Below are 13,252 nucleotides of genomic sequence, written 5' to 3'. Positions count from 1 at the left end.
ACGGTGTCGGGGCCGCCGGGGCGGGTGCCCCGGCGGCCGTGCTAGCGGATCGGGTTCCAGCCGTCGGAGCCGCGCAGGTAGTCGACCATCTCGTAGTTGGCGGCCTCGCTGGCGGACATCTGGGGCCGGTTGCCGTTCACCGCGGCGCCCGGGCCGGTGTTCTGGTACTCGCGCAGGCGCGCGTCCTCCCAGGCCAGGCCGGACATGTCCGACCACGGCTCGGCGGTGCGGAGGTGCGCGCCCATGGTGGTCTCGCGGTAGAGGACCTGGCCGCGCGCGGTGGTCGAGCCCCCGGCGGGCCAGGGGCGGCCCAGGTACACGGAGCCGGCGGGGGCGTTGCTGGTCAGCGAGCAGCGGTGGAACAGCATCCCGTACGGGTTGGTGATCTCGGTGCTCGGCGCGACGATGTAGCCGTTGTTGGTGGTGGAGCCGCGGCTGAGCGAGTGGATGCGGCAGCCGTCGAACACGGCGGTGCCGCGGCCGAAGATGAAGTCGACGTCCCCTTCCACGTAGCAGTCGTGGTAGTACTGGCGCGACACCGTGGTGGCGCTGCCCGAGTCGGTCAGGAGGGTGTCCTGGTTGCCGAGGAAGCGGACGTTGTCGAAGACCATCCGGTCGCCCTGGACCTTGACGGCGACGGCCTGGCTGGCGCCGTTCGCGGCCTCGTCGTAGGTGTTGGCGAAGGTGAGGTCCTCGGCGGTGAAGTCCGCGCCCTGGAGCAGGACGCTGGCGCTGCCGCTGGTCCCCCACGTGCCGCCCGAGCCGTTGCTGCAGCCGGCGCAGCGGTTCTCGTGGATGACGACGTCGGCCGCGTTCCCGGTGGCCCCGACGAACGTCAGGCCGGTCTTGGAGGAGGGCACGGTGACGGCGCCCTTGTAGGTGCCGGCCTTGATGAGGATGGTCGAGCCCGAGGCGGCGGCGTTCACCGCGGCCTGGACCCCGGTGTAGTCGCCCGAGCCGTCCGCGGCGACGACGATGTCGGCCTCGATGTCGCCTGCGGCGGGGACGAGCCGCCACTGCTGGTTGGTGCCGCCGGTGGCGGTGTACTGGGAGATCCTGCCGCCGTTGGTGGTCGACCACTCCCACACGTCGAGGGCCTTGCCCGAGGCGCGGTTGACGATCGTGGCGTAGCCGCCGCTCTCGGTGATGCGCCACTGCTGGTTGGTACTGCCCGCGTCGCCCCACTGCTGGACCTTGGCGCCGTCGGCGGTGGACCCGCTGGCGACGTCGAGGACCTGGCCGGAGTGGCGGACCTGGATCTTGAAGTAGCCGCCGCCGGCGTCGACGAAGCGGAACTGCTGGTCGTGCGAGCCGTTGCTCGACCACTGGACGAGCTCGGCGCCGCCGGCCGTGGAGGCCGCGCGGATGCCGAGGACCAGGCCGGAGTGGCGGGACTCGACGTTGTACCAGACACCGGTCTCGACGGCCTGCGCCCCGGTGGCGGTGACGAGGGCGGTCGCGGCCGCGAGGACCGCGCCGACCAGGAAGGCGACCGCCGCCGCGAGGCGGCGTCGTCGCGATGGGCGCACTGAAGTACTCGATGACATATCGACTCCATTGGACGCGCCCGGTCGCTGAGCATGCCGGGAAAAAAATTCCTCAGCAATCCAGGCATTTATAATTGTCGATCCAGATTGTAGGGCAAACGGTCTCAGGACGCCACCGCCCGGGACCGGTCGGTCCCGGGCGATGGCCGGTGGTGCGGGCGGGGCTTCAGGCGAGGGCCGCGGCGATCATGAAACCGGCGGCGATGACGTCGAGGAACATGCAGAACTCGGTCATCGAGCGGACCACGACGCGGCCGGTGCGGTGGTGCCAGGCGTCCCAGCCGGCGTGGGCGAGCAGGCCCGCGGCCACGATGTAGGCGGCGGTGTCGCCGCCGATGATGAGGACCAGGACCGAGGCGCCGCCGAACAGGACCATCGCCAGCGACTGGAGCGGCAGGGCCTCGAAGGGCCGGATCGCGCCGCGGACCAGGCCGTACAGGGCGAACGCGGCTGCGAAGCCGAGCAGGACCCAGGTGGCGGCGTCCTCCCAGGGCAGGAAGCGGGACGCGCCGATGACCACGAAGGCCACGAAGAACACGGGCCAGGCGGCGCCGCGCCGCTGGAGCGCGGCCGCGCCGAGGTAGACGAGCCCGGAGGCGGTGAGCACGGGCGCGAGGTCGGCCCCGGCGGCGACCCCGTAGCCGGAGAGCACGCCGACGGCGATGCCCGCGGCGACGGGCCAGTAGCGCAGGACCCGGTTCCCGGTCCGCTCCGGACCGGTCTGCTCAGGGGTGGTGGTCGACATTGGAAGCTCCTCGTATACCTGGAGGGGGTATCTGACGTCTTCGACTCTCCGCCTGTGGGCCCCCGCGGTCAAGTCGGGGACGGCCCGATGTCCGAAATCTTGGCATCATGGTCTTCCGGACCATCCCCGGTCTGCCCTAGCCTGGAGGCATGGACCCGCACCGCGTGGTCGTCGTCGGCTACGACGACGCCGAACTCCTCGACATCGCCTGCGTCACCACCACCCTCGACGCGGTGCGCCACATCGACCCGGCGCTGCGCTACGACCTCGTGCTCGCGACCCCCGGCGGCGCTCCCGTCACGTGCAGCTCCGGCCTGGTCCTCAACGCCCAGGCCGTGCTCGAACGCGTCAAGGGCCCGGTCGGGACGCTCGTGGTCTCCGGCGGCCTCGGGCACACCGGCGCGGCCCGCGACGAGCGCCTGGTCGGCCACGTGCGCCGCCTCGCCCGCGAGAGCGAGCGCGTGGCCTCCCTGTGCACCGGCGCGAGCGTCCTCGCCGCCGCCGGGCTCCTCGACGGCCGGCGCGCGACCACCCACTGGCGCTTCGCCGACGAACTCGCCGCGGCCTACCCCGCCGTCGAGGTCGACCCGCGCCCGATCTGGATCCAGGACGGGAACGTCTACACCGCCGCCGGGGTCACCAGCGCGCTCGACCTCTCGCTGTCGTTCATCGAGGCCGACTTCGGGCCAGACATGGCCCGCTGGGTCTCGCGCGCCATGGTCACCTACCTGCACCGGCCCGGGAACCAGGCCCAGATGAGCGTGTTCACCGCCGCGCCCGCGACCGACCACGACACGGTCCGCAAGGTCACCGGCCACATCGCCGCCTCGCTCGACGCCGACCTGTCGACCGAGGCGCTGGCCCGCCTCGCGCGGGTGAGCCCGCGCCACCTGACCCGCCTGTTCCGCGCGCACCTGCGCCAGACCCCGGGCCGGTACGTCAGGAAGGCCCGCGTGACCTCCGCGGCGCAGCTCCTGGCCACGACCGACCTGCCGGTGGCCCGGGTCGCGGCCCGCTGCGGGTTCGCCTCGGCCGAGTCCCTGCGCCAGGCGTTCGCGAAGGAGTACGGCCTCGCGCCCTCGCAGTACCGGACCGTGGCTGCGACGACGGCGGCCTCAACGGCCGGTTGAGATCCGGCGCCAGTGCTCGGCGGCCTGCGCCATGTCGCGGCCGAGGAGGTCGAAGAAGCGGGCGGTGTCGCGCAGCCGCGCCCCGGCGGGGGTGGCGTCGCCGAGGAGGTCGGCGCCCTGGCCGGTGAGCTCGGCCCAGGCGGCCATGCCGTCGAGGCTGGTGCGCCACGCGCGGTAGGCGGCCTCGTCGTCGATCCGGTAGTGGACGCGGCGCCCTTCCCGTTCGCGCGCGACCATGCCGCGCTCGACGAGCCAGCCGGCGCCCTTGGCGACCGAGGCGGGGCTGACGCGCATGGCCGCGGCGAGGTCGGCGGCGGGGAGGCTCCCGGCGTCGCTGGTGTACAGGCGCGCGAGGACCTTGGCGGCCATGGCGGGCACGCCGGTGCGGACCATCGTCGCGGCGAAGCGGTCCCCGAACCCGTGCCGGTCGGCGGCAGGGGCGGCCTCGTCAGAGCGCGGCCCGGGGGACGGCTCGGGGTGGGGCGCGCGGCGGCGGGCCCGCCAGCGCGCGGCCTGCTCGGCGAGGTTGGCGCGGTAGCGGCGGGCGCCGCCGTTGCGGGCGACCTCGCGGCTGACGGTGGAGGCGGGCCGGTCGAGGCCGCGGGCGATCTCGGCGCAGCTGCGGCCGCGGGCGACGCCGTCGGCGATGGCGCGGCGCTCCTCGTAGGTCAGGCGGCCTCCGGGCATCGCTCCTCCTGTGCGTTCAGATCCAAGGTCATTGCACGCACGGGACGGCGGTGAACTGGCGGTTCACTCTGCGGTGCTTGCAGGACCGGGTGGATCGAGCCTAGCGTCCCGGGCATGGAACCTGAGGAGCACGTGAAGCATCCGGCCCTGCCGGCGGACCGCCCGGCCGACCGCCCCTTCGATCCGCCCGCGGCGCTCGCGCGGCTGCGGGAGCGGTCCCCGCTGTCGCGCATGACCTACCCGGACGGGCACGTCGGGTGGCTCGCGACCGGGCACGCCCTGGTGCGGGAGGTGCTGGCCGATCCGCGGTTCAGCGCGCGGTCGGACCGGTACCACCAGCCGTTCCCGGGGGTGCCGAACGCGGTCCGGCCGGCGCCGCCGGGGATGTTCGGGTCGATGGACGAGCCCGGCCACGGCCGCTACCGGCGGCTGCTGACTGGCCAGTTCACGGTGCGGCGCATGCGGGCGCTGACCGGTCACGTGGAGGAGGTGACGGCCGGGCTCCTGGACGCGATGGAGCAAGGCGGCGCCCCCGCGGACGTGGTGCGGGACCTCGCGGTGCCCCTGTCGTCGCAGGTGATCTGCGAGCTGCTGGGCGTGCCGTACGCCGACCGCGAGCGGTTCCAGGGGCCGGCGCTGCGGCTGTTCCGGATGTCGGACGCGCCGCAGGAGCGGGCGGCGGCGTTCGCGGCGGTGCACGGGTTCGTGTCGGAGCTGGTGGCGGCCAAGCGGACCGCGCCGACCGACGACCTGCTCGGCGGGCTGGTCGCGACCGACCTGACGGACGAGGAGCTGGTGAACATCGGGTTCTCGCTGCTGGGGGCGGGCCTGGACACGACGGCGAACATGATCGCGCTGGGGGCGTTCGCACTGCTGGAGCACCCGGTGCAACTCGCGGAGCTGCGCGGGGACCCGGGCCTGGCCGCTCCGGCGGTGGAGGAGCTGCTGCGGTACCTGAGCGTCATCCCGGCGACGGTGCGGGCGGCGACGGAGGACGTGGTCCTGGCGGGGGAGACCGTGAAGGCCGGTGAGTCGGTGACGGTGTCGATCCCGGCGGCGAACCGGGACCCGGCGCGGTTCGCGGATCCGGACGTGCTCGACCTGCTGCGGTCGACGGCCGGGCACGTGGCGTTCGGGCACGGCGTGCACCAGTGCCTGGGCCAGCAGCTCGCGCGGGTCGAGCTCCAGGTGGCGGTCCCGGCCCTGCTGTCGCGGTTCCCGGGCCTGCGGCTGGCGGTGGCGTCGGAGGCGGTGCGGATGCGCACCGACATGATCATCTACGGGGTGCACGAGCTCCCGATCGAGTGGTGACCGCCCGGAAGTGAAGACCGTGTAGTTCGAACTACACGGTTTTCGTGTAGTCTCGACTACACGACTCGACCGGGAAGGGGGCGCTCGTGGAGAAGCCCGACACCATCATCGGCCGGGACCTCGAATGGGCGGTCCTGGAGCGGTTCCTGCGCGCCGGGGACGACGGCTCGCTCAAGATCGGGATCGTCTCCGGGCGCCGCCGCGCGGGCAAGACGCACCTGCTCACCGCCGCCGCGGGGGCCGTGGGCGGGCTCTACCACGTGTGCGTGCAGGAGGAGGGCGACCTGTCGGCGCGGGCGCGGTTCGCGGCCGGGATCGCCGCGCACGGCGGGATCACCGGCGCCGCCACGGCCGACTGGGAGCCGCTGCTCGTCAGCGCCCTCGACGTCGCGGCCCGCACCGCCCCCGCGGGGCGCCCACCGCTGCTGGTGATCGACGAGTTCCCCTACGCGATGGCGAAGGCCCCGCAGCTGCCGGGCCTCCTCCAGCTCCTCTACGACCGGTCCCAGCGCGGCGAGGGCCCGGGCGGGCGGGTGATCCTGTGCGGGTCGTCCCTGAGCGTCATGCGCGAACTGCTCTCGGGCACGAAGCCGCTGCGCGGGCGCGCCATGGTCGACCTCAAGCTCGGGCCGCTCGACTACCGCCAGACCGCCGGGCTGTGGGGCATCGACGACCCCGAGACCGCGCTCAAGGTCCACGCCTGCGTCGGCGGCTACCCCGGGTACCGGCGCCTCATCGACCGGGTGCCGCACTCCCCCGCCGAGTTCGAGGAGTGGGTCCCGGACACGCTGCTGAGCACCGGGTTCGGCGCGTTCACCACCGCCGAGGTCGACTACCTGCTGCGCGAGGACCCGCGGATCACCGACCGGTCGGCGTACCACGATGTGCTCGGCGCCATCGCCCGCGGCTCCACGACGCTCGCGAAGATCGGCGCCGAGACCGGCCGCAGCAAGGACGCGGTGCGCCCGCTGCTGCGGACCCTGGAGTCCACCGGGTACGTCGCGCGCCGGGTCGACCTGGTGCGCGGGCGCAGCTCGATCAGCGTGCGCGACCCGATCATCCGCTTCGACCGGCTCGTGACCGCCCCGCGCCAGGGGCAGCTCGAACTGGGCCAGTCGCGGCAGGTGTGGCGGGCCATGCGCGACACGTTCCGGTCGCAGATCATCGGCCCGCACTTCGAGGAGCTGGCCCGGGAGTGGGTGCGGCGCTTCGCCGCCGCCGAGCTCGGCCGCGAGGAGGGCTTCGGCGAGGTCGGCACCGCGAACGTGCAGGACAACGCGGGCCGCGCGAAGTACGAAGTGGACGTCTTGGGCGTGCAGGGCCGCACCGTCACGTTCATCGGCGAGGCGAAGGCCACCGGCCAGCGCCAGGGCGTCCCCGCGCTGGAGCGCCTGGAGACGATCCGGCGCGCGCTCGGGGGCCTCGGCTACCGCGCCGAGGGCGCGGTCCTGGGGGTCTTCTCGCTGACGGGGTTCACACCGGAACTGGAGGCGGCCGGGCGCGAGGGCGGCGCGGCCCTGGTGGACCTGCGGCGCCTGTACGGCCGCGGGTTCTAGGGCACGGACTTGATGGGCCACACCAGGATGCCGCCGAGGAGCGTGACGCCCGCGGCGACGGCGTACAGCCCGGCGTAGCCGCCGAACCCGGCGATGATCGGGGCCGCGAGCGCCGGGCCGAGCACCTGCGGCACGGTGGAGGCGATGTTGATGATGCCCAGGTCCTTGGCGCGGTCGGTGGCCGCGGGCAGCACCTGCGTGATGAGCGCCTGGTCGACCGAGAGGTAGACCCCGAAGCCCGCGCCCATGATCGCGGCGGCGGCGATCGCGGCGGGCCAGGTGTGCCAGAAGACGAGGATGAGCGCGGCCGCGGTGATGACCACTGAGGACGCGGTGACGAGGGCCTTGCGGCGCCCGATCCGGTCGGAGACGATCCCGCCCGCCACCGCGGTGGCGATGACTCCGCCGGTGTACAGGAGCGTCAGGATGAGCACGCCCTCTTCGGGGTTCGGGTATCCGACGGCGTCGTCGAGGAAGTACAGCAGGTACAGGGTGCCGGTGGCGTTGCCGAGCATGACGAGGAAGCGCGTGAACCAGGCCCACGCGAAGTCGGGGTGGGCCTTCGGGGAGACCCAGAACGTGTCGAGCAGGGCCTTCCAGGAGAACGCGGGGCGGGCGCGGCGCGGCAGGGGCGGGTCCGGTGTGGACAGGACGAACGGCAGGGCCATGGCGAGGGCGCCGATCCCGATGACGGCGTAGCCGGATGCGAGGCCGGTGACGAGCATGGTGACGATGACGGCGCCGACGACGAGGCCGAGGGCCTGCGGGAAGCCGATCCAGCCGGAGACGACGGCGCGCTGGCGCACGGGCACGTGGTCGGGGATGCCGGCGTTCAGGCTCGCGTACCCGGCGTTCAGGGCGGCCTGCGCGAGGCACCAGCAGACGAGGACGCCGAGGACGGTGGTCTGGGTGCCGAGGAGGCACAGGGCGGCGGCGCCGAGGGCGACCCCGCCGAGGGTCCAGGGGTGGCGGCGCCCGAACCGGCCGGTGGTGCGGTCGGAGAGGGCCCCGGCGACGGGGTTGGCGACGACGGCGACGAGGGCGCCGACGCCGGTGACGAGGCCGAACGCGGCGACCTTGCCGTCCTCGTCGATCGCGGCGAGCTGGAGGGGCAGGAGCACCTGGATCGGGGTGAAGAACGCCATGTAGAGGCCGAGCATGGCGGTGGTGATGCCGCCGATCCAGACGCGGCCGACGTTGCGTTCGGGTTCGGCCAGGGCGGGGTGGGGCGCGGGCGGGGCGGCGGTCACGGGCGCTGGGCCCGGATGAGCGCCGCGTAGCGGTCGAAGGAGTCCTTGGGGGTGCGCGCCTGGGTCGCGAAGTCGACGTGGACGAGGCCGAACCGCTGGTGGTAGCCCTCGGCCCACTCGAAGTTGTCGAGGAGGCTCCACACGAGGTAGCCGCGGACGTCGGCGCCCTGCTCGACGGCGGCGGCGACGGCCCTGACGTGGGCGTCGAGGTAGTCGGTGCGGGCCTGGTCGCGGATGCGGCCGTCGGCGTCGGGCGCGACGTCGTAGGAGCAGCCGTTCTCGGTGACCCACAGGGGCGGGAGGGCGTCGCCGTAGTCGGCGGTGAGGTCGAGGAGGGTCCGGGTGAGGCCGGAGGGGATGACGGGCCAGCCGAAGTCGGTGGTGTCGACGTGGTCGAACTCGGCGAGTTCGAACGGGAGCGGGGTGGTGCCGGGTTCGGGGGCGGTGACGCGGGTGGGGTTGTAGTAGTTGACGCCGAGGCCGTCGAGGGGCGCGCTGATGGCCTGGAGGTCGCCGTCCTCGATGAAGGGGAGGGCGCCGTCGAGGCCGAAGGCGCCGAGGTCGGGGTAGGTGCCGAGGAGGACGGGATCGGTGAAGACGCGGCGGTGGAGGGTGTCGTAGGCGAGGGCGGCCTCGGTGTCGGCTTCGCTGCCGCTGTAGGGGACCGCGGGCGTGTAGGAGTTGGTGAGCATGACGTGCGGGGCTCCGGCGGCGCGGAGCGCGGTGGTGGCGAGGCCGTGGCCGAGGAGCTGGTGGTGGGCGGCGGGGAGCGCGTCGAGGAGGTGGGTGTGTCCGGGGGCGTGCTGGCCGAGGGCGTAGCCGAGGGCCATGTGCTCGAAGGGCTCGTTGAGGGTGATCCAGTGGCGCACGCGGTCGCCGAGGCGGGCGGCGACGACGGCGGCGTACTCGGCGAAGCGGTGGGCGGTGTCGCGGTCGAGCCAGCCGCCGCGGTCTTCGAGGGCCTGCGGGAGGTCCCAGTGGAAGAGCGTGGGCATGGGGGCGATCCCGGCGGCGAGGAGGGCGTCGACGAGGCGGTCGTAGAAGTCGAGGCCGGGTTCGTTGGCGGGGCCGGAGCCGGTGGGCTGGATGCGTGGCCAGGCGACGGAGAAGCGGTAGGCGTCGACGCCGAGGCGCCGCAGGAGGGCGACGTCCTCTTCGTAGCGGTGGTAGTGGTCGCACGCGGTGTCGGCGGTGTGGCCGTCGCGGACCTTGCCGGGGGTGGCGGTGAAGGCGTCCCAGACGGACGGGCCGCGGCCGTCCTCGGTGGTGGCCCCTTCGATCTGGAACGCCGAGGTGGCGGCGCCCCATACGAATCCGCCGGGCAGGCGCGGCATCGCGGCCACGGGCACCTCCGAAAGTGACGTGAGTAACGTTCGTGAAGATATCAGGTCGCGAACCGGACGGTAACCCCTCTTCAGCCGGTGCTCCCCCGCCCGGCGGCCCGGATCTCGCGGGGCGCGGCGCCGAGTTCGCGGCGGCACGCCTTGTTGAACGCCTGGAGGTCGGGGACGCCGACCGCGGCGGCGACGGCCGGGATGGAGAGGGTGGACTCGCTGAGCAGGTGGCGGGCGCGTTCGAGGCGCCGGCGGCGGATGTGGGCGACGACGGTGGTGCCGGTGGCGGCGCGGAAGAGGCGCGTGAGGTGGTTGTGGGACAGGCCGACCGCGGCGGCGATGTCGGGGACGGCGAGGGGCCGGGGCAGGTTGGCCTCGACGTAGGCGAGGGCGTCGGCGACGGGCCCGGCGGGCGCCTCGGGCGGGAGGTCGGCCAGGCGCCACAGGAGGGTCCAGACCTCGGCGTTCGCGCGGGTGGTGGAGGGCGAGGCGACGGTGCGGCGCAGGGCCTCGGCGACGCGGGTCAGGTCGGCCCCGGTGTCGCGCATGACCGGGACCGAGTGGGCCGCACCGGACTCGGCGAGCCTGAAGTGGACGTAGAGGTGCTCGGAGGGGCCGCGGTAGCGGAAGCGGGCCTCGGTGTCGGGCGGGATGAGGCTGACGCGGCCGGGCCGGATCGCGTGGGCGGTGCCGCCCACGTCGAGGTCGGCCTCGTAGTCGTAGAGGTGGAGCTGCCACAGGTCGGGGAGGCGGAAGACGTCCTCGGCGACGGTGCGGCCGTGGAGGCCGATCCCGGCCTGGACGGTGCGGGGCGGGGCGTCGAGGTGGAGGCGGACGCGCTGCATGGAATGGACCACCCGTCGGGTCGCGGGGCCGTGGACGGGATCGACATTACCGCTGCGTCGGGGTGGGCGGCGACCAGTGAGGGCGCGCCGCTCGGCTCCGGGCGAGGCGTTCGCGGCGGTGCGCGGCCATGCGGACCGGGGCGTTGGGGGCGCCGTAGCCGGTGTAGCCGCCGATGCGCTGCACCGCCTCGAAGAAGACGCGGGAGCCGAGGACGGGCGTGTAGCAGTGGAGGAGCTCGCCGTGCTCGTCGCGGTCGTACAGCAGCGAGCGCTCCCGCATGAGGGCGAGGCGGTCGGGGGGCAGGTCGAGGCGCGCGTCGAGGTCGTCGTAGTAGTTGCCGGGAATCTCCAGCAGGAGCCCGGCCCCGCGCAGGCGCGCCGCGGCGGTGGCGGCGTCGGCGGTGGCGAAGGCGACGTGCTGGGGGTGGGGGACGCCGGGGGCCCAGCCGCCGCGGCGGACCGCGGCCACGCTCAGGGCGATGCGGACCCGGCGTTCGGCGTCGGTCATCGACAGGCTCCGCATGAGCCCGAAGGGGGCCGCGACCTCGGCGGCCTTCTCGGGGTGGAGGCCGAAGACGGTGCGGTAGAAGAGCGCGGCGCCGTCGAAGTCGTCGGTCTGCTGGGTCAGGGCCACGTGGTCGACGGCGGTGAGGCCCGCGCCGGGGTCCGGGACTTCGCCGGTGGGTGCGAAGTCGGCGCGCCAGCCTTCGGCGGCGTCGGTGCGGCAGAAGAACACCGAGGTGCCGCCGGGGGCGGCGACGGCCGCGAGGTCGGCTTCGCCGGCGCGGTGCTCGCGCGGCAGGACCGGGGCGAGGAGGCGTTCGGCCCGGCGGGCCGACGCGGGCGGATCGGTGCTCTCGACGGCGATGGCGGCCACCGCGGTCGCGCCCTCGGCCGCGGCGGCGCGGTTGACGAGGACGCGGGCGCTCCCCTGCTCCCACAGGGAGACCGGCTTCGAGCGGTGCTCGCCGCCGCGCGTGAACCCGAGCGCCTCCAGGGCCCCGGTGACCTCGGCGTCGGCACCGGGTCCGGCGCCGATCTCGACGAACGCGGTGCCGTCGAGGCGCGGCGGCGCGGGCAGGGCGGTGTGCCCGGCGGCCTCCTGGAGGCCGAGGAGGGACCGGAGCGCGTCGACGGCCGCCACGCGCGGGTCCGACTGGCGGAACACGTCGTTGAAGACCTCGAGGGAGAGCGGCCCGGTGTAGCCGGTGCCGAGGACGGTGCGCAGGAACCCGGGGAGGTCGAAGGCGCCCTGCCCGGGGAAGAGCCGGTGGTGGCGGCTCCACTGGAGCACGTCCATGTCGAGGTGCGGGGCGTCGGCGAGCTGGAGGAAGAACAGCTTCTCGGGCGGGATGACGCGGATCGCGGCCGGGTCGGAGCCGCGCGAGAGGATGTGGAAGGAGTCGAGGCACAGGCCCAGGTTCGGGTGGTCGGCGCGGCGCACGATCCGCCAGGCCCGGTCGTAGGTGGCGACGTGGCGGCCCCAGGCCAGGGCCTCGTAGGCGAGGCGCACGCCGTGGCCGGCGGCGCGCTCGGCGAGGAGGTGCAGGTGTTCGGCGGCGAGGTCGTCGTCGTCCACGGCGTCGGGGTGGACGCTGGAGCACACGAGCATGAGGTCGGCGCCCAGGCGCTCCATGACCGCGAACTTCGCCTCGGCGCGGCGCAGGTTGGCGCGCAGCAGGCCGGGCGGGACGGCCTCGAAGTCGCGGAACGGCTGGTACAGGTCGATGCTCAGGCCGAGGTCGGCGCAGCGGGCGCGGACCTCCTCGGGGCCGTCGGCGGCGGCGACGAGGTCGGGTTCGAAGACCTCCACACCGTCGAAGCCCGCGGCGGCGGCCGCGGTGAGCTTGTCGTCGAGGGTGCCGGAGAGGCAGACGGTGGCGATGCCCAGGGTGTGCACGGGGGTCCTCCTCAGCGGGCGAGCTCGTCGAAGTGGCGGAGCATCCGGTCGGCGTCCGGTTCGGTGCCGGTGAACAGCCGGAAGGAGTCCACGGCCTGGTAGACGGCCATGCGGCCGCCGTCGAGGACACGGCATCCGGCGGCGCGGGCGGCGGTGAGCAGCGCGGTCTCCAGCGGGAAGTAGACGACCTCGGCGACCCACAGGTCCGGCCGCAGGAGCCCGCTCGGCACCGCCGAGCCGGGGTGGGCGGCCATGCCGGTGGGGGTGGCGTGGACGAGGCCGTCGGCACCCGCGACGGCACCTGCGAGCGCGTCGGCGGGCCCGGAGCCGATGCGGTCGCGGCCGAAGTGGGCGCCGAGGGCGTCGGCGAGGCGGGCGGCGCGGTCGGTGTCGAGGTCGAGGACCAGGACGTGTCCGGCGCCGATGCCCAGGAGCGCGTGGGCGACCGCGGCGCCGGCGCCGCCCGCGCCGAGGACGACGACCCGGTCGAGCGCGGCCCCCGCGAGGCCGCCCATGGCGGAGCGGGCGAACCCGGAGGCGTCGGTGTTGTAGCCGATCGCTCTGCCGCCCTTGAAGAGGACGGTGTTGACCGCGCCGAGGACGGCGGCCTCCTCCGCGAGGGCGTCGAGGTGGGCGATGACGGCCTGCTTGACCGGGTGGGTGACGTTCAGTCCGGTGTAGCCGGTGAGCCGCGCGGCCGCGAGGAGGTCGCCGATCCGCTCGGGCCCGATCCCGAGGTCGAGGAGGTCGAGGCGCCGGTACTGGTACCGCAGGCCCAGGGCGTCGGCCTCGCGCTCGTGGAGCGCGGGGCTGAGGGAGGGCCCGATCCCGGCGCCGATGAGCCCGATGAGGTGCGCGCCGGGAGCGCCGAAGTCAGTGGGCACGGGGGTCTCCTCGCGATGCGGCCGCATATGTACGAACTAGTTACTTCAACTTAGCAACCCCGG

11 protein-coding genes are annotated in these 13,252 nt (G+C 74.3%); 3 read left to right on the top strand and 8 right to left on the bottom strand.

The annotated features are described in order from the left end of the window. Nucleotides 1-41: 41 nt before the first annotated feature. Nucleotides 42-1,529 carry a pectinesterase family protein gene (locus BLS99_RS06450; RefSeq protein WP_176953232.1) on the bottom strand — a complete coding sequence of 496 codons (1,488 nt, stop codon included), beginning with the start codon at nt 1,527-1,529 and terminating at the stop codon, nt 42-44. Nucleotides 1,530-1,713: 184 nt separating this feature from the next. Continuing rightward, nucleotides 1,714-2,292: a hypothetical protein gene (locus BLS99_RS06445; protein WP_218126317.1), complete on the bottom strand. Its 579-nt coding sequence runs from the start codon at nt 2,290-2,292 to the stop codon at nt 1,714-1,716. A gap of 149 nt (nt 2,293-2,441) precedes the next feature. Between BLS99_RS06445 and BLS99_RS06440 the strand changes: the two genes are divergently transcribed. Further along, nucleotides 2,442-3,422 carry a GlxA family transcriptional regulator gene (locus BLS99_RS06440; RefSeq protein WP_091045605.1) on the top strand — a complete coding sequence of 327 codons (981 nt, stop codon included), beginning with the start codon at nt 2,442-2,444 and terminating at the stop codon, nt 3,420-3,422. Here BLS99_RS06440 and BLS99_RS06435 read toward each other — a convergent pair. Next, nucleotides 3,408-4,109 carry a GbsR/MarR family transcriptional regulator gene (locus tag BLS99_RS06435; protein ID WP_091045602.1) on the bottom strand — a complete coding sequence of 234 codons (702 nt, stop codon included), beginning with the start codon at nt 4,107-4,109 and terminating at the stop codon, nt 3,408-3,410. The genes BLS99_RS06440 and BLS99_RS06435 overlap by 15 nt on opposite strands. A 114-nt stretch (nt 4,110-4,223) precedes the next feature. On the opposite strand from BLS99_RS06435, the gene BLS99_RS06430 reads away from it, so the two are divergent. Then, nucleotides 4,224-5,420 carry a cytochrome P450 gene (locus BLS99_RS06430; RefSeq protein WP_176953231.1) on the top strand — a complete coding sequence of 399 codons (1,197 nt, stop codon included), beginning with the start codon at nt 4,224-4,226 and terminating at the stop codon, nt 5,418-5,420. Between the two features lie 86 nt (nt 5,421-5,506). Then, nucleotides 5,507-6,976: an ATP-binding protein gene (locus BLS99_RS06425; RefSeq protein WP_091045598.1), complete on the top strand. Its 1,470-nt coding sequence runs from the start codon at nt 5,507-5,509 to the stop codon at nt 6,974-6,976. Here the strand turns inward: BLS99_RS06425 and BLS99_RS06420 are convergent. From BLS99_RS06420 to BLS99_RS06400, 5 genes are all read right to left on the bottom strand, one after another. Continuing rightward, nucleotides 6,973-8,226: an MFS transporter gene (locus BLS99_RS06420; protein WP_245712173.1), complete on the bottom strand. Its 1,254-nt coding sequence runs from the start codon at nt 8,224-8,226 to the stop codon at nt 6,973-6,975. The two genes, BLS99_RS06425 and BLS99_RS06420, sit on opposite strands and share 4 nt — an antisense overlap. Next, a complete protein-coding gene (locus BLS99_RS06415; protein ID WP_091047715.1) occupies nt 8,223-9,560 on the bottom strand; it encodes a GH1 family beta-glucosidase in 1,338 nt (445 codons plus the stop codon). Before BLS99_RS06415 ends, BLS99_RS06420 begins: the two co-directional genes overlap by 4 nt. An 80-nt stretch (nt 9,561-9,640) precedes the next feature. Continuing rightward, nucleotides 9,641-10,405 carry an AraC family transcriptional regulator gene (locus BLS99_RS06410; RefSeq protein WP_091047711.1) on the bottom strand — a complete coding sequence of 255 codons (765 nt, stop codon included), beginning with the start codon at nt 10,403-10,405 and terminating at the stop codon, nt 9,641-9,643. 46 nt (nt 10,406-10,451) lie between these two features. Then, nucleotides 10,452-12,305 (bottom strand): sugar phosphate isomerase/epimerase and 4-hydroxyphenylpyruvate domain-containing protein, encoded by a 1,854-nt coding sequence (locus tag BLS99_RS06405; RefSeq protein WP_091045595.1) that lies wholly within the window; start codon nt 12,303-12,305, stop codon nt 10,452-10,454. A gap of 11 nt (nt 12,306-12,316) precedes the next feature. Continuing rightward, a complete protein-coding gene (locus BLS99_RS06400; RefSeq protein ID WP_245712172.1) occupies nt 12,317-13,189 on the bottom strand; it encodes a shikimate dehydrogenase in 873 nt (290 codons plus the stop codon). Nucleotides 13,190-13,252: the final 63 nt, after the last annotated feature.

This window comes from Glycomyces sambucus (genome assembly GCF_900102815.1).
GTDB lineage: Bacteria > Actinomycetota > Actinomycetes > Mycobacteriales > Micromonosporaceae > Glycomyces > Glycomyces sambucus.
The sequence above is the reverse complement of the archived record's forward strand: the minus strand, read 5'-3'. Positions and strand labels throughout refer to the sequence as shown.

What these genes read in the sequence shown, in the direction of transcription:
- BLS99_RS06445 (WP_218126317.1), bottom strand. Translation starts at nt 2,292, where the DNA reads ATGTCGACCACCACCCCTGAGCAGACCGGTCCGGAGCGGACCGGGAAC.
- BLS99_RS06440 (WP_091045605.1), top strand. Translation starts at nt 2,442, where the DNA reads ATGGACCCGCACCGCGTGGTCGTCGTCGGCTACGACGACGCCGAACTC.
- BLS99_RS06435 (WP_091045602.1), bottom strand. Translation starts at nt 4,109, where the DNA reads ATGCCCGGAGGCCGCCTGACCTACGAGGAGCGCCGCGCCATCGCCGAC.
- BLS99_RS06430 (WP_176953231.1), top strand. Translation starts at nt 4,224, where the DNA reads ATGGAACCTGAGGAGCACGTGAAGCATCCGGCCCTGCCGGCGGACCGC.
- BLS99_RS06415 (WP_091047715.1), bottom strand. Translation starts at nt 9,560, where the DNA reads ATGCCGCGCCTGCCCGGCGGATTCGTATGGGGCGCCGCCACCTCGGCG.
- BLS99_RS06410 (WP_091047711.1), bottom strand. Translation starts at nt 10,405, where the DNA reads ATGCAGCGCGTCCGCCTCCACCTCGACGCCCCGCCCCGCACCGTCCAG.